Origin of the sequence: Pollutimonas bauzanensis, assembly GCF_900129885.1 — a bacterium.
GTDB lineage: Bacteria > Pseudomonadota > Gammaproteobacteria > Burkholderiales > Burkholderiaceae_B > Pollutimonas > Pollutimonas bauzanensis.
The window spans coordinates 388511-407265 of the sequence record NZ_FQXE01000001.1 but is presented as its reverse complement, the minus strand read 5'-3'; the positions used below and the strand labels follow the sequence as shown (position 1 = coordinate 407265).

Annotated in this window: 17 protein-coding genes; 16 read left to right on the top strand and 1 reads right to left on the bottom strand. The window is 65.0% G+C overall.

Going from position 1 to position 18755, the window contains the following annotated elements; genetic code table 11:
• Window positions 1-150 precede the first annotated feature (150 nt).
• From BUB23_RS02040 to nadS, 15 genes are all read left to right on the top strand, one after another.
• Window positions 151-1143: a TrbG/VirB9 family P-type conjugative transfer protein gene (locus BUB23_RS02040; protein WP_073101390.1), complete on the top strand. Its 993-nt coding sequence runs from the start codon at window positions 151-153 to the stop codon at window positions 1141-1143.
• Window positions 1140-2738 carry a hypothetical protein gene (locus BUB23_RS02035; RefSeq protein WP_073101389.1) on the top strand — a complete coding sequence of 533 codons (1599 nt, stop codon included), beginning with the start codon at window positions 1140-1142 and terminating at the stop codon, window positions 2736-2738. The genes BUB23_RS02040 and BUB23_RS02035 overlap by 4 nt, the downstream gene beginning before the upstream one ends.
• A gap of 4 nt (window positions 2739-2742) precedes the next feature.
• Window positions 2743-4110, top strand: a complete 1368-nt coding sequence (locus BUB23_RS02030; RefSeq protein WP_073101388.1) for a hypothetical protein — start codon at window positions 2743-2745, stop codon at window positions 4108-4110.
• Entirely contained in the window at window positions 4031-4552 is a 522-nt protein-coding gene (locus BUB23_RS02025; protein WP_143160845.1) for a hypothetical protein, read from the top strand. The genes BUB23_RS02030 and BUB23_RS02025 overlap by 80 nt, the downstream gene beginning before the upstream one ends.
• On the top strand, window positions 4552-6366 hold the full coding sequence (locus BUB23_RS02020) for a GspE/PulE family protein (protein WP_245801133.1): 1815 nt from the start codon (window positions 4552-4554) through the stop codon (window positions 6364-6366). Before BUB23_RS02025 ends, BUB23_RS02020 begins: the two co-directional genes overlap by 1 nt.
• Complete coding sequence (locus BUB23_RS02015) at window positions 6363-7496, top strand: general secretion pathway protein (RefSeq protein WP_245801132.1); 1134 nt, start codon at window positions 6363-6365, stop codon at window positions 7494-7496. The genes BUB23_RS02020 and BUB23_RS02015 overlap by 4 nt, the downstream gene beginning before the upstream one ends.
• Window positions 7497-7524: 28 nt before the next feature.
• Window positions 7525-8094 carry a type 4 pilus major pilin gene (locus tag BUB23_RS02010; protein WP_073101386.1) on the top strand — a complete coding sequence of 190 codons (570 nt, stop codon included), beginning with the start codon at window positions 7525-7527 and terminating at the stop codon, window positions 8092-8094.
• A gap of 9 nt (window positions 8095-8103) precedes the next feature.
• Complete coding sequence (locus tag BUB23_RS02005) at window positions 8104-9123, top strand: hypothetical protein (RefSeq protein WP_073101385.1); 1020 nt, start codon at window positions 8104-8106, stop codon at window positions 9121-9123.
• Window positions 9124-9217: 94 nt separating this feature from the next.
• Complete coding sequence (alaS, locus tag BUB23_RS02000; protein WP_073101384.1) at window positions 9218-11845, top strand: alanine--tRNA ligase; 2628 nt, start codon at window positions 9218-9220, stop codon at window positions 11843-11845.
• Between the two features lie 17 nt (window positions 11846-11862).
• The gene (locus BUB23_RS01995) at window positions 11863-12111 is read left to right on the top strand and encodes a sulfurtransferase TusA family protein (protein ID WP_073101383.1); all 249 of its coding nucleotides are present in this window, start codon (window positions 11863-11865) and stop codon (window positions 12109-12111) included.
• Window positions 12112-12227: 116 nt separating this feature from the next.
• Window positions 12228-12482, top strand: coding sequence for a 30S ribosomal protein S16 (gene rpsP / locus BUB23_RS01990; RefSeq protein ID WP_073101382.1), 255 nt, complete (start codon window positions 12228-12230; stop codon window positions 12480-12482).
• A 24-nt stretch (window positions 12483-12506) separates the two neighbouring features.
• The gene (gene rimM / locus BUB23_RS01985; protein ID WP_073101381.1) at window positions 12507-13127 is read left to right on the top strand and encodes a ribosome maturation factor RimM; all 621 of its coding nucleotides are present in this window, start codon (window positions 12507-12509) and stop codon (window positions 13125-13127) included.
• Between the two features lie 23 nt (window positions 13128-13150).
• A complete protein-coding gene (gene trmD / locus BUB23_RS01980; RefSeq protein ID WP_073101380.1) occupies window positions 13151-13927 on the top strand; it encodes a tRNA (guanosine(37)-N1)-methyltransferase TrmD in 777 nt (258 codons plus the stop codon).
• 385 nt (window positions 13928-14312) lie between these two features.
• Window positions 14313-14666, top strand: coding sequence for a type II toxin-antitoxin system RelE/ParE family toxin (locus tag BUB23_RS01975; RefSeq protein ID WP_245801131.1), 354 nt, complete (start codon window positions 14313-14315; stop codon window positions 14664-14666).
• A gap of 1 nt (window position 14667) precedes the next feature.
• The gene (nadS, locus tag BUB23_RS01970; protein ID WP_073101379.1) at window positions 14668-14949 is read left to right on the top strand and encodes a NadS family protein; all 282 of its coding nucleotides are present in this window, start codon (window positions 14668-14670) and stop codon (window positions 14947-14949) included.
• A gap of 169 nt (window positions 14950-15118) precedes the next feature.
• On the opposite strand, the gene BUB23_RS01965 is transcribed toward nadS, so the two are convergent.
• Window positions 15119-17983 carry a valine--tRNA ligase gene (locus BUB23_RS01965; RefSeq protein ID WP_073101378.1) on the bottom strand — a complete coding sequence of 955 codons (2865 nt, stop codon included), beginning with the start codon at window positions 17981-17983 and terminating at the stop codon, window positions 15119-15121.
• 338 nt (window positions 17984-18321) lie between these two features.
• Between BUB23_RS01965 and ndk the strand changes: the two genes are divergently transcribed.
• Complete coding sequence (gene ndk / locus BUB23_RS01960) at window positions 18322-18747, top strand: nucleoside-diphosphate kinase (RefSeq protein WP_073101377.1); 426 nt, start codon at window positions 18322-18324, stop codon at window positions 18745-18747.
• Window positions 18748-18755: the final 8 nt, after the last annotated feature.

Here is an 18755-nt window from a genome sequence, read left to right as displayed (position 1 = left end):
CGATGCCCTGATTTTCAACGCTTATTTTCGGCCTTGGTGAGGCGACAAAACTTTCCATCCGTACAAGCCAGTCTGGCGCCGGCCGCCCGGCATGCGCAAGATAGCGGCAACGCCAAGGCATGGCGCGGTCTATCTTGTTCAGGTGCGTAAATGGCCAGAATGCTTCTTGTTGCGATACTGTCAGGGCTATTGCCGGCGTGCGCGGGCGGGCCGGACTGGTCCCGGCTCATCCCTGGAAAGCCGGGGCAAAGCGCGGCCGCGCACTACAGTTTCGCCTGGCGCCTGTCGGGCGACAGGGCGGTGGCGCCGCTGCAGGTATTCGACAACGGGCGCCAGACCTGGCTGCAATTCGCGCCGCGCCAGGCCTTGCCCGCGGTTTTCGAACACACCGCCGGCGGCGATCGTCCCCTGGCGTATACGCATGAAGGGCCCTATATGGTCCTGGGCGGCGTCTGGCCTGAACTGGTCCTGCGCGGCGGGCACTTGAAAGCCCTGGTCGAGCGGCTGGGCGGGCCGCCTGAAGCCGCCGCGGCAGCGGCGACGCAAGGCGCAGGCGCGACGGCTTTGGCCGCAACCGCGTCGTCTCAAGCTATAGGCGCGTCGGCTCAGGCTGCCACCGCGCCTGCGCGGGCCATGCCTGAACCCCCCGCGCTGGCCGCGCCGGCGCCGGCGTCGCGGCTCACCGCCGCAAGCTTCGACCCGGCCCGGATAGCCGCCCGGTCCGCCCCGCTCGCCGAAGGGCGGCAATCGCCGCAGCCGCCGCAATCGCCGCCATTGTCGACATTGTCGCCATTGTCGCAGCCGCCGCAGCCGCCACAATCGTCGCAATCGTCGCAATCTTCCGAACCGCAACGCTACGAGGTCAGCCCGCGGGACCTGAATCTGCGGTCCGCGCTGGCGCGCTGGGCCGGGGCGGCAGGGTGGACGTTCGAGCCCGAGCACTGGGCCGTCGATGCCGACATCCCCATCGTCGGTTCGGCCACTTTCGAGCCGGGTTTCAAGCTCGCCGTGCGGGAACTGCTGGCATCCACCGAATTGTCGGACCGGCCCCTGCAGCCCTGCTTCTATTCGAATCGCGTCTTGCGCATCGTGCCTTATGCGCAGCCCTGCGATCGCACGGCCGGCGCGGCGGGGTCGCCATGAACCGATACTCGCGGCATCTGGCGGCGACAGGGCTGTGTGTCCTGGCGTCGGGCTGCGCGCTGGGCGCAAGAATGCAGCAAATCGCCGCAACCATAGGCCAGGCCGGGTCCTCCGTCAAGCTGCGCCATGAAGGTTTCGCCCGCTCCCTGGGCAGCCAGGACGAAAGGCGGGCCGCGCAGGACGTGGCGCGCCCATGGCTGGCGGGCCGGGCGCAGCCTCTGGCGCGCGAACTGACCCTGCCGGCGGCCTTGCGGGCCAACGTCAACACGACACTGATGTTCGCCGACGGGCCCATGGACCTGCCGCGCCTGGCCCAGCGCATCACGGCGGCCACCAATATCGCCGTGCACATCAGGCCCGATGCCTTGCTGCCGCTGGAGCATTTCCTGCCGCGCCTGGGTGCCTCGGGGCTCGCGCCGGGCGCGGCGGCGGTCGCGGCGGCTTCCACGGTAGCGCTGGCGGGGGGCGCCGAGCCCCTGGCCAGGATACTCGACCGGGTCGGGGCGCGCCTGGGCGTCATGTGGCGCTATCAGAACGAGCGCATCGAATTCTTTCGCACCGAAACCCGGGTATTCAATGTGCGCGCCCTGACGCTCAACGCCAATGCCGAGGCTTCCCTGGGCCTGGGCGGCAGCAACAAGACCGAAGGCTTTGTCAGCACTTCCAGAACCAGCCTGAGCAGCGACGCGCACGACCTGCTGGCGGTGGTGCGGGCGCGCATCGAGCCTTTCCTGTCGCGCGCCGGCGTGCTGGTTGCCGAGCCCGGGGCCAGCTCGGCCATCATCGTCACCGATACCCCCGAAGTCCTGCAAGGCATAGGCCGGTATCTTGAGCGCGAGAACCGGGCCCTGACGCGCCGGGTACGGCTGGTATTCGAAGAACTGACGGTATCGGTCAACGACAATGCCGAGGCCGGCCTCGATTGGAATCTGGTCTTTTCCAGCGCCAAGGCGGCCGCCGCCATGGCGCTGCCCGGCTCCAGCGTGGCCGACGCCGCCAGCCTGAGCCTGGGCCTGAACCAGGGCCCGTTCCAGGGGTCGGACTCTCTCATCAAGGCATTGGGCCAGGCAGGGCGGGTCGTGCGCCGCAGCAGCATGCCGGTATTGACCTTGAACCGGCGTCCGGTCACCCATGCCGTGCGCACTACGTTTTCCTATATCGACAAGGTGCAGACCACGGCGCTTGCCAGCGGCTCCGGCATGGCCTTGCCATCGGTATCGGTGAGCCAGCGCGAAGAAACCGTGGGTTCGCTGATCACGCTGGTTCCCGATGCGCAGGACGACGGCCAGATCCTGCTGTCGGTCGCTTACGACAATACGGTGGCCCAGCCGCTGAAAACCGTCACCTTCGGCGACAAGGAAAATCCCCTGCAGCTGCAGCAGGTCACCATAGACGGCAACGGCACCGTGCAGCAAGTGGTCTTGCAGCCGGGCCAGCCGCTGCTCATTTCGGGCTTTGACCGCAGCCAGGAGGAAACCGAGGGCAGGCGCCTGAACCCCGGCCTGCCTATAGTCCTGGGCGGCAGCGACCGCGCGGCGGCCCAGCATCTGACCACCGTCATGGTCGTCACCGCGCAGGTCGAGGAAGGGTTCTGACGCCATGGGCGCGAGCGAATCCCTGGTGCTGCCCTTGCCGTCCGCCACCCTGGTGTTCGGCATGGAATGGCTGCCCTTGCTGGGGGGCAGGGCGCAGCGCCTCGGGCTGCGGCTGGCCAGGCGGCACAGGGCGACCCATATGGTGCTGGCGGGGGAGTCGGCGGGCTCGGTGGGCGTGGCGGCATTGAAAACCGGCCGGGCGCAGCGCAAAGCCGGCCTGCATTCGGCGGCGCAGAACGTGGCGCAGCTGTTCTCCACCGGCACCATCGTCCTGTTGCTGGACATGGGCCAGGCCGGATGCTGGCTGGTGGCGGTGCATGAAGGCGCCGTCGTCGCCCGCACCGATCGCTTGTACGCCAGCCCGGACGATGCGCTGCCGGTCCTGGCGGAATTGCGCCAGGCCTATCCGCAACTCGTGTTGCTGGGCGATCCGCGGGCGCCCGAGGCGCCCAGCCTTGCCGCCATCGAGGCCGCCAGTTCGCCGTATAGCCGCCTGCATGCCTTGAGCCGCTGGCGGCCCGTGCTGCCCTGGCCGGTGCAGTCCTTTGCGCTGGCCCTGGTGCTGGTGCTGTTGCTGCCGCGTCTTTGGCCCTTGTTGCGGCCGCCGCCCGGCGCCCCGGCGCGCAAGGCCGCCACGGATCCCCGCCAGGCATGGCGGCTGGCCGTCGAACACTCCGCCCAGGGCCTTTTCGTGCACGGCGTCCAGGGGACCAGGGCACTGTTCGATACCTTCTACGGGCTGCCCGTGGGCGTGGGCGGCTGGGTGCTGCGCCAGGCCGAATGCGGCGCCCAACTGCTGCAATGGCGCTGCCAGGCGCATTACGAGCGGCGCGGCGCCGCTGCCAGCAATAGCCGGTTTCTGGCCGCCGCGCCCGGGAACTGGGCAGTCGACTTCGTTTCCCTGGATCAGGCGCGGGCCGCGTGGAGCCTGCCGTCCTCCGCGGCGCCCTTGCTGGCCCTGCGCTTGAATACTTCCTCGCATAACGAGCGCGAACTGTTCAGTTCGCTGCAGGCGATACGGCCCGCCTTCGGCCAGATGCAGGTCGGCAAGCCGGAGCCGCTGCCTGTATCGGTGCCCCGCGATGCGCAAGGCAGGCCGCTGCCCAGGCCGCCTGGCGCGCCCCTTTATTTCTCCCGTCTTGTGCAGCTTGGCGGTCCCCTGCGCTCGGGCGGCCTGCTTCTGCCGCATACCGCGTCCGTGGCATGGAGCAAGGCCCGGCTCACGCTGCACCAGGTCGAACAACCAGGCTTGAAAAACAGCAGTTTGAGCCTGTCTCTCCAAGGAGTGCTGTATGAAGTCGAAATCCATCCCGAGCCCGGCGGCCGGGCCGCTGCGGCATCGCCCGCGGCCGATGCGCAGGCGCTTTCTTGAGGCTGCCGCCCACGTCCTGCTGGCGCTGCCGGGGCCGGCCGCGCCGCAGGCCGCCGCGGCACTGGCCGACGACCCGGCCGCCGAACAAATGGCGGTGCGCGAGCTGATGCGCCTGGATACCGAACTGGCTCTCAGCCAGGCGAAAAAGGCCTTGCGCAGTGAAGGCCTGGCGGGGCCGGGCGCCGCTGACGGCAGCCTTCATACCCATGACGGCGGGCTCAAACTGGTGGCGATATACGGCGTCGGGAAAAAACTGCTCGCCGAAGTCCTGGTCGGTTCGCAGCCCCGGGTCTACATGCGCGGCCAGGCCCTGCCGGTGGGTGTGAAAGCCGACCCCGACGCCTACAGGCTGCGCGGCATTTCGGGGTCCTGCGTCCAGCTCGAACGCAAGGGTGAGGCCCACACCCTGTGCCTGCCTCCTTCGCTATGGACGGCAGAGTAATGGCCTCTTTCGCCTCCTGGCGCCGGGCCTTGCCTGCGCCATCCCCGGCGGGCCCCGGCATGCCGCCGCGCTTCGATACCGCCCAAGCGGTGCCGGTGGCGAGCGCCGCCGAACTGGCCCGCATGACGCCGGGCTTCGCCCGCTCGCTGAGCGCGCAATTCAATGTCGAGGCGCTGGCCGCCCGCCTGTGCCCGGTATTGTTGACGGACCAGTCCGTCGCTATCTTTGCCCTGGCCGAACACGTGGGCAGCGACCAGGCGGACGAGCTCGCCCGGCGCATCCTGCAGTCCGGCCATGTGCCGGCCAGCCCCTGCCGCTACGTGCTGGCGGCGCCCCTGCTGCTGGCGATCGCGCGCAATCAAGTCACGGCGAAATCGCTGGCCAGCCAGCCCGGCGCGCGCCTGGCGCAGTCCAGGACCGCTCTGGCCGACGCCTTTCATAATCTGGTCGAGTGGGGCGTGCGCAATGGCGCCAGCGACCTGCACATCAACGTCGCCAGCCATGAGCCCGAGTCGGAAGTGAAGTACACCATATCAGGGCGCTACATCTCGCCGGAATGTTTCCGGCGCATGCCCACCAGCATGCTCGCCGACATGCTGTCGGTGGCGTGGATGGATATTTCCGGCGGCAATGGCGCCGTGTTCGATCCCACGATAGAGCAGCAGGGCAGCATGACGCGGCTGGTCGATGGCAGGGCCATCATGCTGCGCTGGGCTTCGCTGGCCACCGAACGCGGCCCCAGCGTGTGCCTGCGCCTGCTCGAGCGCCAGGCCGCCGCGTGCCTGCCCACCCTGGAGCAACTGGGTTACCTGCCGGACCAGATCGGGCTCATCGAGCGGGCGATGCTCTCGGAAGGCGGCGCCATCATCTTCGCCGGCACGGTGGGCTCCGGCAAATCGACCACGCTGGCCTCGCTGATCGCGGGCCTTCCCGCCCACCGCAAGGTGATCACCATCGAGGACCCCGTGGAGTACCTTATTCCCCGGGCCATACAGAATTCGGTGGCAAGAAACCTCGGCGCCGCGGCCCATCAGAACTATGCCGCCAAACTCAGGGCGCTCAAGCGCTCGGCCATGAGCGATGTGCTGCTGGGCGAGATCCGCGACGAGGAAACCGGCCGGGCCTTCATGGACCTGGCCGGCTCGGGCGTGAATATCTATACCACGGTGCACGCGCCGTCGGCCGCGCTCGTTCCAGAGCGCCTGGCTTCCGATTTCATCGGGGTATCGCGCGATTTCCTGGCGGCGCCGGGCATGCTCAAGCTGCTCGTCTGCCAGGCGCTTTTGCCGGTTCTGTGCGCCCACTGCGCCTTGCCCGCGCAGGTCTTGGCTCAAGGCCGCGATGCCCAGGCAGGGGCCGACGGCGGCGGCCGGCATCGCAGCGGCGGCCAATGGCGCATGTGGCTGGACCTGATCCAGGAGCTGTATGCGTGTCCGGCCGACTCCTTGCGGATACGCAATCCACAGGGCTGCCCGGCATGCCGAAGGCAGCAGCTGCCCGAGCTGAATGGCTACGCCGGGCGCACGGTCGTGGCCGAGACCCTCGAGCCGGCATTGTGGCCGGGCTTTCTGCAAAGCCTGCGCGGCGCCGGCACGCCGGTCGGCCCGGCGCCCGACCCGGCGTGGCCCCCGGATCAGGCGGGCGGTCATGGCGCGGCGCGCTGCGCCATGGAATGCGCCATCTTCAAAGCCAGCCAGGGCCTGATAGACCCGCGCGATATCGAACCGCATTTCCATGCCTTTGAAACGCAGCGGCGCTTGCGCGACGCCCGCTGCGCGCAGTCATCGGCCCCGCGCTTGCGGGCGGTGCCATGAGCGCCCTCATGCTCGGCCATTTGCGCGAGCGCTGGCTGCTGCCGCTGCGGCAGGCGATCGACTGCCGGCGGTTTGCCCGGGGGCGCGCCGACTACTACGATTATCTTTCCGCTTTGCTGCATGGCATGCAGGGGCGCCGCACCCTGAAGGAAATCTTCGAGCTGGATGCGCGGCGCTATGGGCCGGGGTCGCTGCGGGGGCGGCTGTCGCGGCGCTGGGTGCTGGCTTACCAGGCGGCCGGCGGCGACCTGTATGGGACCTGGCTGGGCTGTTTCCCGCAGGACGAACTGGGCCTGATACGGGCCGCCCAGGCCTTGGGCAATGCCGCGCTGGTCCGGACCCTGCAGGAGCTTGCGCGGGTGCTGCACCTGACCCGGCGGGCCAAGGAAATCCTGGCCGCCACCTTGTGGTCGGCGGCGCTGGCCTTGCTGGTGGTGGCGGCAATGCTGCTGGCGATGCCCTGGTTTACGGTGCCCCGGCTGTTGCACACGTTTTCCGCGGTGCCGGTTGAATATTATGGCCGCCTCACACAGGCGCTGATCCGGCTTTCGGACCTTGTCCAGGCCAACTGGCCCTTCATGGCGGTGCTGACGGCGGGCGGCTGGCTGCTTTTGCTCTGGTCCTTGCCCAATACCTGCGGGCCTCTGCGGCGCCGGCTCGAAAGGTTCGCGCTGTGGCGCATATACCGCCATGTCGCCGCGCTGCGTTTTCTGGCCCTGCTGGCCATCGTGCTGGGCAGCGACGGCAGCGAATCCACCCAATTGCGCACGGCGCTCGCCTTGCAGAAAACCGGCGCCTCCAAATGGCAGGCCAGCCACATCGATGCCATGCTGGAGCGCATCGATGCCGGGCTGGTTGGCGCGGATACTTTCGACACCGGCCTGCTCGATCGCCAGCAGTTCTGGTTTCTTTGCGACATGGTCATGGCGCGGGGGCTGCAGGCCGGCCTGCGGCTTGGCAGCGAGCGCCTGCGCAGCCATGTGCTGGGCGCCGTGGCCAGGCAGGCGCTGGCCTTGCGCTGGGGGCTGCTGCTTGCCAGCCTGGCCTGCCTGCTGGGCCTGGGTTTATGGCATTACGCCGTGATCGACGAACTGCGCCGGTCGCTGATGCTTTTCTACGCAAGCCAATAGGGGCGGGCGTATTCTTCAAGGAGCTGTCATGTCTGCTACTGTTGCGTCCACCCAGCAAGGGTTCTCGCTGATCGAAGTCTCCCTGGTCACCGCCATCGTATTGCTGCTGGCCATTATCGGCGTGCCCGCCATAGGCAGCTATGTGGTCGAAAACAAGGTTCCGAAGGTGGGCGAGGAACTGGCCCGTTTCATCCTGCAGACCAAGGTCAACGCGCCCAACGGTTCGACCCAGCCTTATGACGGCATCGATATCTCGAACTTCGCCAACATGGTGCGCGATTCCAGCATTTTCTCGGTCTCGGGCAGCGGCGCAAGCACCAAGGTGCTGCACGGCCTCGGCAGCGACGGCGAGGTGGAGGTCGCGGCCAATGAATCGCGCAACGCGTTCTCCATCACCCTGCACAAGGTCAGCAATGCCGCCTGCCCATCCATCGCCTCGGTCATGCAGCGCGTCTCGGACTCCATCACGGTGACGCCGGACGACGGCGCCACCGCGGTCGTCAAGGACATCAAACAGAATATCCACTACAGCGCGCTGGCAACCGAGTCCAAGTGCGCCAAGGGCGATGTCAACACCTTCGTCTTCACGGCCGGCTAAGGAACGGCCATGCGGGCGCAGCGAGGTTACGCCATGCTGGAACTGATCATCGCGGCGATCGTGACCACCCTGCTGACGGTATGGGCCAGCAATAGCCTGGTCAACCGTGTCAATGATGCCGGCGCGCAGGCGAGCGCCGCCTGGATGCTGGTGGTCAAGAAATCGGTGCACGGCTATATGCAGCGCTACGCGGGCGCGTTGATGCAAGCCGATTCCACCGAAGCGCTGCATCAGCACGGGTATGAGGACTGGGCCGCTCCCCGGCTGGCCGAGCTCAAGAACGACGGCTTGTTGTCGCCCGGCTTTCCGGAATCCGTCGCCCCGGGAGGCGGCGCCTCCATACGCTTGCTGCGCCATGGCGCCTGCCCCGGCCCCGCCTGCCGCCTCGAGGCCATCGTGTACAGCAACAAGCCCTTCCTCTCGCCGGCGAGCGGGCAGGTCGATGAACAAATGGTGGCGCAATGGATGCTGGCGGCGCAAGGGTGGGGCGGGCACGTGGCGCGCGCCCACGCCCATCTCGTGCGCGGGCCGGCATTCCAGATGCCCAACCCTCCCGCGCCTGGCGAGGCCTTGCCGGCGGGCACCGTGGCGCTGGCCATCACCTCGGAGCAGCTTGGTCCGCTCGACTTCCTGCGGGTCGGCGATATGCGCGACCCGGATTTCGGCGCGGCGGTCAGCGTCAAGGGCAGCATCAGCACGCAGGGCGGCCTGCGCGCCCGGCAGTATCTGCACCTGGGCGCGCAGGCAAACCTGCAGGAACCTTGCGCCGAAGACGGCGCGGTGGCCCGCGAGGTGAATGGCGGTCTGCTGGTTTGCCGCGACCATGCCTGGCGGTCCGCCGGCCGCATGAGCGGCGGCTATTCCATCAATCTGGTGTACGGCTGCTGGACCAAGGCCCATGCCTCGACAGCCAATCCGGTCACGGGGCAATGCAGCTGCCCGGAATCATCTATTTCCGTGCTGATTTCCGACAGCGGCCCGCAAACCTTTCCCGAGGGCCGCAGCATGGGCTATCTGTGCGTGAACTGACCTTCCCCCCATGCCGGGATTGAAGCGGTTTTACAACAAACCGGAAAACACCCCCTATAATTAAAGGTTACTTATCAATTAGTGTTTTTCTGCAATGAAAACCTCCGAAATACGCCAGAAGTTCCTGTCTTTCTTCGAGTCGAAAGGGCACCAGATCGTGCCTTCGTCCTCGCTGGTGCCGGGCAATGACCCGACTTTGTTGTTCACCAACGCCGGCATGGTGCAATTCAAGGACGTATTCACGGGGAAGGACACGCGCTCCTACCGGCGCGCCACCAGCTCGCAGCGCTGCGTGCGCGCCGGCGGCAAGCACAACGACCTGGAGAACGTCGGCTATACCGCCAGGCACCATACCTTCTTCGAGATGCTGGGCAACTTCAGCTTCGGCGATTATTTCAAGCGCGAGGCGATTCAATACGCCTGGGAACTGCTGACCACCGTCTACAAGCTGCCGGCCGAAAAGCTCTGGGTGACGGTCTACCAGGAAGACGACGAAGCCTATGACATCTGGGCCAGGGAAATCGGCGTGCCGGCCGAGCGCATCATCCGCATCGGCGACAACAAGGGCGCCCGGTATGCGTCCGACAATTTCTGGCAGATGGCCGATACGGGCCCCTGCGGCCCCTGTTCCGAAATCTTCTACGACCACGGCCCCGAAATCTGGGGCGGCCCGCCGGGATCCCCCGACGAGGACGGCGATCGCTATATCGAAATCTGGAACCTGGTCTTCATGCAGTTCGAGCGCGACGCCGCGGGCAACATGCCGCAACTGCCCAAGCCCTGCGTGGACACCGGCATGGGCCTGGAACGTATCGCCGCGGTTTTGCAGCATGTGCACTCCAACTATGAAATCGATCTCTTCCAGGCCCTGATCCAGGCGGCGGCGCGCGAAACCGGCGCCACCGACCTCGGTGACAACTCCCTCAAAGTCATTGCCGACCACATCCGCGCCTGCAGCTTTCTCATCGTCGACGGCGTCATCCCCAGCAACGAAGGCCGCGGCTATGTCTTGCGCCGCATCGTGCGCCGCGCGCTGCGCCACGGCCACAAGCTGGGCCAGTCGGGCACATTCTTTTATCGCCTGGTGGGCGACCTGGTCCAGCAGATGGGCGGCGCCTATCCCGAACTTGCGGCCCAGCAGTCGCGCGTCGAGCAAGTGCTCAAGCAGGAAGAAGAGCGTTTCAGGGAAACGCTGGAACACGGCATGAAGATCCTCGATGCCGCGCTCGCGGGCATCGCCGAAAACGGCGTCCTGGACGGCCAGACTTTGTTCACGCTGTACGACACCTACGGTTTCCCGGTGGACCTTACCGCGGATATCTGCCGCGAGCGCAATGTGCAGGTCGATCACGAAGGCTTCGAGGTCGCCATGAACCGCCAGCGCAGCCAGGCGCGCGCGGCGGGCAAGTTCAAGGCGGTCGAAGGCCTGGCCTATAGCGGCGTCGATACCCGCTTCGAAGGCTACGAACACCTGCAGAGCCAGGGCAAAGTCACGGCCCTGTATGTCGACGGCACCTCGGTCGAGTCGCTCGCCGCCGGCCAGCAGGCTATCGTGGTGCTCGACGCGACACCGTTCTACGCCGAGTCCGGCGGCCAGGTGGGCGATACCGGCCTGCTGCTGGGCAAGGGCTTGCGCTTCCAGGTCGCCGACACCCAGAAAATCCAGAGCGGCGTTTTCGGCCATCATGGCGAATTGCTGGAGGGTTCGCTTGCCGTGGGCGACACGGTCGACGCTCAGGTCGACGCGGCGCAGCGCGCCCGCACCGTGCGCAACCATTCGGCGACCCACCTGCTGCACAAGGCCCTGCGCCAGGTGCTGGGCGCGCATGTGCAGCAGCGCGGTTCCCTGGTGGACGCCGACAAGACGCGTTTTGACTTTGCCCATGACGCGCCCGTGAGCGCCGCCCAGATCGCCGAGGTCGAGCAGATCGTCAACGCCCAGGTGCTGGACAACCACCCGACCAATGCGCAAGTCCTGCCCTATGACGAGGCGGTGCAGGGCGGGGCGATGGCCTTGTTCGGCGAAAAATACGGCGACACAGTGCGCGTGCTGGATATCGGCTTCTCGCGCGAGCTCTGCGGCGGGACTCACGTTGCGCGCACCGGCGATATCGGCCTGTTCAAGATCGTGTCCGAAGGCGGGGTGGCGGCCGGCGTGCGCCGCATCGAGGCCATCACCGGCGACAATGCCCTGAAATGGGTGCAGCAAACCAACGACACCCTGGTGCGCGCGGCTGGCCTGCTCAAGACCCAGCCGGCCGAGCTGGTCGACCGTATCGCGCTCATGCAGGGCCAGGTCAAAGGCCTGGAGCGCGAGCTGGACCAGCTGCAAAGCAAGCTGGCCGCCGCCGCGGGCAATGACCTGGCCGGCAAGGCGGTGGCTCTCGCCGGCGAATCCAAGCTGCTGCTTGCCGGCCTGTCGGGCGTGGACCCCAAGGCCTTGCGCGGCATGGTCGATCAGCTCAAGGATAAACTCAAATCGGCGGTGGTACTGCTGGCTACCGTGGCCGACGGCAAGATCAGCCTGGTCGCGGGCGTGACTGCCGACCTGACCGGCAAGGTCAAGGCCGGCGATCTCGTCGGGCTGGTGGCTGGCCAGGTGGGTGGCAAGGGCGGCGGCCGTCCGGACATGGCCATGGGCGGGGGCACCGACGCGGCCGCCCTCGATGGCGCGATTGCCGGCGCCGACGCCTGGGTGCGCGAACGCCTGGGCGCGGCCTGAAGACAGGGTTTGCCATCATGACCGATACCCTGGCCGTACCTGACGCCGACCTGGAAGTGGACGCTTCGGGCCTGAAATGCCCCTTGCCGATTCTGCGCGCCAAAAAGGCGCTGGCGCAACTGCATAGCGGCCAGGTGCTCAAGGTGATCACCACCGATGTCCATGCACTGCGCGATTTCCAGGCCTTTGCCAAGCAAACCGGCAATGCGCTCGAGGCGCAGGTCCAGACCGAGGCGGGCGCCACGCACTACCTGCGCCGGCGCTAGTGCCAGTTGTTGCTTTTTTCTTGCCGGTTGGGGCTTCATGCCGATTGAGTTTGCGAAGGCGGGCCTAAGAGTGCTAGAATCCTTTGTTTTTCACAGTATTTTTTTAAGGATTACCAATGGTTGTGATTCGTCTAGCCCGTGGCGGCTCGAAGAAGCGTCCGTTTTACAACGTTGTAGCAGCCGACTCGCGTAATCGTCGCGACGGTCGTTTCATTGAGCGCGTGGGCTTTTACAACCCCGTGGCCAATGAAGGCCAGGAAAACCTGCGCCTTGCCTTGGACCGTGTTCAATACTGGACCGACAAGGGCGCCCAGTTGTCGCTTGCTGTCACGCGTCTGGTCAAAGAATATTCGGCCAAAGCCGCTGCCTGATAGCGCTGCTTCATAGCATTCAAGGTGGCTACAGTCGATACTTCGCATGCCGGAGCTCCTGCGGATCTGGTAGAGCTCGGGCGCATTGTGTCGGCTTACGGGGTGCGCGGCTGGGTCAAGGTTCAGCCCCATTCCTCTGATGCCCAGGTATTGCTTGCGGCAAAAACCTGGTGGCTGAAAGCGCCCGTCCCGCCTGGCAGCACGGGCGTTTTGCCGTCCGCTTTCGCGGCGCAGGTCCTTGCTTGCCGCCCCCAGGGGGCGACGGTTGTGGCCGAGCTGAGCGTCGTGCCTGACCGGGATCGCGCCGAAGCCATGAAAGGGCATACGGTGTGGGTGCCGCGCGCGGATTTTCCCGCCGCGGACGACGACGAATACTATTGGGTCGACCTGATCGGCTGCCAGCTGTTCGGCGAACTCGATGGCCAGCCAGCCCTGATAGGCGAGGTCATCGACGTCGTCGATAATGGCGCGCATGCGCTGTTGCGCGTGGCCCGCGCCACGGCGGGCGCCGATGGCGCGCTTGTCCCGATGCAGAATGAGAAAGGCCGCGCCATAGAGGTCCTGGTGCCGTTTGTCGCCGCCCATGTGCACACGGTCGATATCGCCAGCAGGCGGCTCGACAGCAACTGGCCGGCGGAGTTCTGAGGGCTGTTTCTTGGGCGGGCGCTATGCGGTTTGACGTGGTTTCCCTTTTTCCCGATATGTTCTCCGCGGTGCGCGACCTCGGGGTCACCGGGCGCGCCCATAAGCAGGGGCTTTGGTCGCTGGGCTTGTGGAATCCGCGCGATTTCACCCATGACGTCCATCGCACGGTCGATGACCGCCCTTACGGCGGCGGACCCGGCATGGTCATGATGGCCGAGCCGCTGGAGCTGGCTGTCGCGGCCGCCAGGGCCGGCATTGCGGCCGAGCGGGAGCCGCCTGGCGACATTCCTGTCATGCTCATGAGCCCGACGGGCAAGCGGTTTGACCAGGCCATGGCGCAGGAACTGGCCCATGGCGGCGGCGCCATCCTGATTTGCGGCCGCTACGAGGGCATAGACCAGCGTTTCATTGATCGCAATGTCACGCACGAGGTGTCGATGGGCGATTTCGTGCTGTCGGGCGGCGAAATCGCGGCGCTCGCCATCATAGACAGCGCCGTCCGCCTGCTGCCGGGCGCGCTCAATGACGCGGATTCGGCTCTCCAGGACTCTTTCAATACGGCCTTGACCGGCTTGCTGGACAGCCCGCATTACACGCGGCCGGAACAGTATCACGGGGTGTCTGTGCCGGCGGAACTGATCTCCGGCCATCATGCGAATATCGCTATCTGGCGGCGCCAGCAGTCGCTGGCCTTGACCGCGGCGCGGCGCCCCGACCTGATAGCGGCCGCCCGCGAGGCGGGTTTGCTGTCCAAGGCCGATGAGAAGTTCCTGAGGTCTTTGGGCGGTCAGGCGAAATAGGGCGGTTTGCGTGTTCTTTAGACATGCTCTTTGGCCATGCCGCTCTTCTCAAGAACGTATGCCAGGTCCTGTGCTACCTCCTTCATCGCCAATTTCCCTGGACAGCCAATCCAGCAGGCAGTGAATGACAAAATCCGCCACCAGCGCTAGCGTCTTGGCCTGCCGGGGTTGTGCTTGCCTAACGAATAAAACTCACCTCTGCCGCTAATTTTTTTAGCTGCCTGCTTGGCAACGGCTGAGCAGATGGCGCATGAGTTTGTCCGGCCCCCCCTTTATTCTCCTGCCTATCCGATGCAAGATATCCATTGCCAGGCGCCGTGCCCCGCTACTCTCGGGGCAGGTCAAAGCCGGGCTGGTAGTCCATAATAATGTCGATGGGCGTCTTATGACTATTTCCAACCATACGCCAATGGCGTATGATATGGCCATGGAGTTTATCGAAACTCCCATATTCACGGACCAGATTCTAAAACTGCTGGACGATGATGGCTACGCGAAATTCCAGCAGGAACTGGCTGCCAATCCGGCAATAGGCGACCTCATTCCAGGTGGCGGCGGAATTCGGAAGCTGCGTGTGCGGCGGCCGGGCACCGGCAAACGAGGCGGCTTGCGGGTAATCTATTACTGGATCACCGCCGACGACCAAATCCTGCTATTGCTGGCGTACGCCAAGGCAAAACAGGGGAACCTGACACCTGCACAGGTTGAAGTATTGCGGGAACTGGTAAAGGATCTCTGACATGGACGAAAAGCTCTTCTCTGAACTCAAGCTCAGCTTGCGGCAGGCCAAAGCGATTCGAGCTGGCCAGCTCGAAGGCCGACGCACCAACGTCATCGACGTCAAAGCAGTGCGCGAGCGCACACGGCTGTCGCAGGGAGATTTCGCGGCAGCGATCAACGTTAGTGTACGTACGCTGCAAAATTGGGAGCAACGGCGCCGCGCGCCCACCGGCCCGGCAGTTGCGCTGCTCAAAGTCGTGGCATCTGCGCCCGACGTGGTTCTCAAAGCATTGCACCATTAGTCGGCGCCGGCCCGTTTCATCAGCAAAGCGGCGTGTCAAGCAGATTCCGGCATCAAATCAACATGGCGACGTGTGAAGCAAGCGCCGACGCACGCCAGCGACGCATCAAAAGCCATCGCCAATGCACGCCGGCGCTGGGCGAAAGCAGGAATCATCGCCACCGCCCCCGTCAAGCCAGCTTTGCCAGCTGATCCCGCACCTTCTGCAGCGTTTCCCCGAATTGCGCCACGCGCGCCTTTTCCTGCGCCACGACTGCCGCCGGAGCCCGCTCCACGAAACTGGCGTTCGACAGCTTGCCATTGGCCTTCGCAATCTCATTTTCCAGGCGCTCGATTTCCTTGCCCAGCCGCAAGCGCTCCGCATCCACATCGATCTCGACGTGCAGCATCAATTGCGTCGCCCCCACCACCTGCACCGGAGCGCCCACATCCGGCAAATGATCCACTATATCCACATTGTCCAGCTTGGCCAGCGCCGCCAGATACATACTGTTGGCCTGCAGCACCGCGCGGTCGCCCTGCGCAATAAGCGGCACCCGCTGGGCCGGCGACAGGCTCATCTCGCCGCGCAAGGCCCGCACCGCTTCGACCTGCGCCTTCAGTTCGGCGACCTGCGCCTCCGCTTGCGGATCCAGCAAATCCGTATTGGCCCAGGGATAGGGCTGCACGCACAGGCTGGCCTGCTCGCCGGCCTGGCGCTTGCCGGCCACCAGGGCCACTTTCTGCCAGAGTTCTTCCGTGATGAACGGAATGATAGGATGCGCCAGGCGCAATACCGTTTCCAGCACCCGGATCAGCGTGCGGCGGGTGCCCAGCTGCTGCTGCGGCGTGCCGTTCTGAATCTGCACCTTGGCCAGCTCCACATACCAATCGCAATACTCGTCCCACACAAAGTGGTACAGCGCATTCGCGATATTGTCGAAGCGGTAATCGGCGAAGCCGCGCTCGACATCGCTTTCCAGACGCTGCAGCTGGCTGACGATCCAGCGGTCCGCGAACGACAGCTCGCCGCCCGGCGCTTGGCCGCCCGCCGGCGCGGCCAGGTCATGCCCTTCGGTATTCATCAGCACAAAACGCGTGGCATTCCAGAGCTTGTTGCAGAAATTGCGATAGCCCTCGCAGCGCTTCAGGTCGAAATTGATATTGCGCCCCAGCGTGGCATAGGCCGCCATGGTAAAGCGCAGCGCATCCGTGCCATAGGCGGGGAAGCCGTTGGGGTAGTCCTTGGCCGTCTTTTTCCTGATGCTGGCGGCCTGCCTGGGGTTCATCAGCCCGCTGCTGCGTTTTTCCAGCAAACCATCCAGGCCTATCCCGTCTATCAGGTCGACTGGGTCTATCGTGTTGCCCTTGGACTTGCTCATCTTCTTGCCGTCCATGTCGCACACCAGCCCGTGCACATAGACGGTTTCGAACGGCACTTTGCCGGTCATGTGCATGCTCATCATGACCATGCGGGCGACCCAGAAGAAAATGATGTCGAAGCCTGTGACCAGCACGCTCGACGGCAGGTAGCGGGCCAGGTCCGGGGTTTCTTCGGGCCAGCCCAGATCGGTGAACGGCACCAGGGCCGACGAGAACCAGGTGTCGAGCACGTCCTCGTCGCGCAGCAGCGGGCCGCTCACGCCGGCCGCGTCGGCTTTCCGGCGCGCCTCGGCTTCGTTGCGCGCCACGAAAATCCGGCCGTCTTCGGCGTACCAGGCGGGAATCTGGTGGCCCCACCAGAGTTGCCGCGAAATGCACCAGTCCTGGATTTTTTCCAGCCACTGGTTGTAAGTGGTGGTCCAGTTCTCGGGATAGAACTTGATGCGGCCATCGGCCACCACTTCCAGCGCCACATCGGTAATGCTCTTGCCCGGATGCAGGGTATCCGCCGGGGCCGCCTTGCTCATGGCCACGAACCATTGATCGGTAAGCATGGGTTCGATCACGGTGTTGGTGCGATCGCCGCGCGGCACCATCAGTTTGTGGGGCCTGACGCTCTGCAGCAGCCCCTGGGCGCTGAGATCGTCGACGATTTTCTTGCGGGCCTCGTAGCGGTCCAGGCCGCGATAGGCCGCCGGCGCCGCGTCGGCGATCCTGGCGTCCAGCGTGAGAATGCTGATCATGTCCAGGCCGTGGCGCTGCCCGACGGCATAATCGTTGAAATCGTGGGCCGGGGTGACCTTGACGACGCCGGTGCCGAACTCGCGGTCGACATAGTCGTCGGCGATCACCGGAATCTGGCGCCCGACCAGGGGCAGAGTGACGGTCGCGCCTATCAGGTGGGCGTAGCGCTCGTCTTCAGGGTGCACCATGAGCGCCACGTCGCCCAGCATGGTTTCGGGGCGCGTGGTGGCCACCACCAGATGCTCGATGCCGCCCGCGGGCTGGGCAAGCGGATAGCGGATTTCCCACATGAAGCCGTCTTCTTCCTCGCTGACCACTTCCAGGTCGGACACGGCGGTGCCCAGCACCGGGTCCCAGTTGACCAGGCGCTTGCCGCGGTAGATCAGGCCCTGCTCGTGCAGGCGCACGAAGGTCTCCACGACGCCGCGCGACAGATTGTCGTCCATGGTGAAGTATTCCCGCTTCCAGTCGCACGACGAGCCCAGGCGGCGGAATTGTTCGGTAATCGCATTGCCGGATTTCTGCTTCCATTCCCAGACCCTGTCGACGAAAGCCGCGCGGCCCAGGTCGTGGCGCGAGACGCCTTGCGCGTCGAGCTGGCGTTCGACGACGATCTGGGTGGCGATGCCCGCGTGGTCGGTGCCGGGGATGAAGACCGTGTCGTCGCCGCGCATGCGGTGGTAGCGCACCAGGCCATCCATGATGGTCTGGTTGAAGGCATGTCCCATGTGCAGCGTGCCGGTGACATTGGGCGGCGGGAACTGCACGGCAAAGGGCCGGGCGCGGTGCTGGCCGCCGGGTTCCACATGCTGGCCGCCGTTGAAGTAGCCTCGACGTTCCCATTCAGCATACCAGCGGGTTTCTATTTCCTGCGGCTCAAAGCTTTTCGAGAGTTGTTCGGGATCGGTCGCTGCGAGATTTGTGGTCATGATGTAAAAGGTAAATGCAGACAGCCGCAGAGCGGCGAAAGTCTGACTATATATGAAACGTGCGATGCGCGCGAAACTTGGGTCAAATGCCGAACTGGTCGGTAAAACGAGCCGTGATCCGCTTTTGACTTGAATGGCGTTATTTTATGATGTAGCCGGCTGGCTTTGGCATGTTAAAATGCCCGGTTAACATAAACTTCATCAAAGTTATTGTTTTTACTAAGAAAACCGTTTTCGCAACCTGGTTTTTCGCTGTCTTGACTGCCGCCCATGGTCTGCCCGCAGGGCGCCGCGCGTAATCAAACGGCAAGAACCATCCTATACTCTCTGGATTCTACATGGCTATTGAACGCACCCTTTCCATTATCAAGCCCGATGCCGTCGCCAAGAACGTCATCGGCCAGATCGTCGCCCGTTTCGAGCAAGCCAATTTGAAAGTCATTGCGGCCCGTTTGCAACAACTGTCGCGCGAAGACGCCGAACGCTTCTACGCCGTGCACAAGGCGCGTCCTTTCTACAAGGACCTGGTTGACTTCATGGTGTCGGGTCCCGTGTTCGTGCAAGTGCTGGAAGGCGAAAACGCCATCCAGAAAAACCGCGACCTGATGGGCGCAACCGATCCCAAGAAAGCCGAGGCCGGCACCATCCGCGCCGACTTCGCCGACAGCATCGACGCCAATGCCGTCCACGGTTCCGACGCCGCGGAGACAGCCGCTGTCGAAATCGCTTTCTTCTTCGCCGAAAGCAACATCCACAGCCGTTGATTCCTGGC

Coding starts and splice junctions, on each gene's coding strand:
- BUB23_RS02040 (WP_073101390.1), top strand. CDS start 151: ATGGCCAGAATGCTTCTTGTTGCGATACTGTCAGGGCTATTGCCGGCG.
- BUB23_RS02035 (WP_073101389.1), top strand. CDS start 1,140: ATGAACCGATACTCGCGGCATCTGGCGGCGACAGGGCTGTGTGTCCTG.
- BUB23_RS02030 (WP_073101388.1), top strand. CDS start 2,743: ATGGGCGCGAGCGAATCCCTGGTGCTGCCCTTGCCGTCCGCCACCCTG.
- BUB23_RS02025 (WP_143160845.1), top strand. CDS start 4,031: ATGAAGTCGAAATCCATCCCGAGCCCGGCGGCCGGGCCGCTGCGGCAT.
- BUB23_RS02020 (WP_245801133.1), top strand. CDS start 4,552: ATGGCCTCTTTCGCCTCCTGGCGCCGGGCCTTGCCTGCGCCATCCCCG.
- BUB23_RS02015 (WP_245801132.1), top strand. CDS start 6,363: ATGAGCGCCCTCATGCTCGGCCATTTGCGCGAGCGCTGGCTGCTGCCG.
- BUB23_RS02010 (WP_073101386.1), top strand. CDS start 7,525: ATGTCTGCTACTGTTGCGTCCACCCAGCAAGGGTTCTCGCTGATCGAA.
- BUB23_RS02005 (WP_073101385.1), top strand. CDS start 8,104: ATGCGGGCGCAGCGAGGTTACGCCATGCTGGAACTGATCATCGCGGCG.
- alaS (WP_073101384.1), top strand. CDS start 9,218: ATGAAAACCTCCGAAATACGCCAGAAGTTCCTGTCTTTCTTCGAGTCG.
- BUB23_RS01995 (WP_073101383.1), top strand. CDS start 11,863: ATGACCGATACCCTGGCCGTACCTGACGCCGACCTGGAAGTGGACGCT.
- rpsP (WP_073101382.1), top strand. CDS start 12,228: ATGGTTGTGATTCGTCTAGCCCGTGGCGGCTCGAAGAAGCGTCCGTTT.
- trmD (WP_073101380.1), top strand. CDS start 13,151: ATGCGGTTTGACGTGGTTTCCCTTTTTCCCGATATGTTCTCCGCGGTG.
- BUB23_RS01975 (WP_245801131.1), top strand. CDS start 14,313: ATGACTATTTCCAACCATACGCCAATGGCGTATGATATGGCCATGGAG.
- nadS (WP_073101379.1), top strand. CDS start 14,668: ATGGACGAAAAGCTCTTCTCTGAACTCAAGCTCAGCTTGCGGCAGGCC.
- BUB23_RS01965 (WP_073101378.1), bottom strand. CDS start 17,983: ATGACCACAAATCTCGCAGCGACCGATCCCGAACAACTCTCGAAAAGC.
- ndk (WP_073101377.1), top strand. CDS start 18,322: ATGGCTATTGAACGCACCCTTTCCATTATCAAGCCCGATGCCGTCGCC.